This is a genomic window from Streptomyces durbertensis, assembly GCF_014156695.1.
Classification (GTDB): domain Bacteria; phylum Actinomycetota; class Actinomycetes; order Streptomycetales; family Streptomycetaceae; genus Streptomyces; species Streptomyces durbertensis.
In genome coordinates, this window is sequence record NZ_WMLF01000961.1 from 1 (window position 1) to 408 (window position 408).

Below are 408 nucleotides of genomic sequence, written 5' to 3' on the forward strand. Positions count from 1 at the left end.
GGTCTCCGGGGCGGGCTGCGGCGCCTGCGTCGCGGGCGTCGCGGGGTGCGGTCCCCGGCCCAGGGCCCGGCGGGACCGGCGCGGCGGCGGTTCGGGCTGCTCGGAGACGGTCATCGCGGGCACCCTACCGGCCGCCCGTCGCGGGGACGGGCGCGGCGGCCCCCGGCGCGCCGGGGCGCGGCCGCGTCCGGGGTGCCGCGAGCTCAGCTGCCGCGGAGGCGCCGGACCAGGATGCTCGCCTCGCCCCGCGACTCCAGGTCTGCCAGGACGACGGCCACGGCCTCCCGGACGATGCGCCCCCGGTCCACGGCGAGCCCGTGTTCGCCGCGCAGCACGAGCCGCGCGTGCTCCAGGTCCATCAGTTCCTCGGCGGAGACGTAGACGGTGATCTTCTCGTCGTGCCGTTCC

At 79.4% G+C, this 408-nt stretch carries 1 pseudogene; it reads right to left on the bottom strand.

Annotated elements, in window-relative coordinates:
* Positions 1–203: 203 nt before the first annotated feature.
* Positions 204–408: pseudogene (locus tag GL263_RS27885) on the bottom strand (hypothetical protein); the annotation flags it as partial.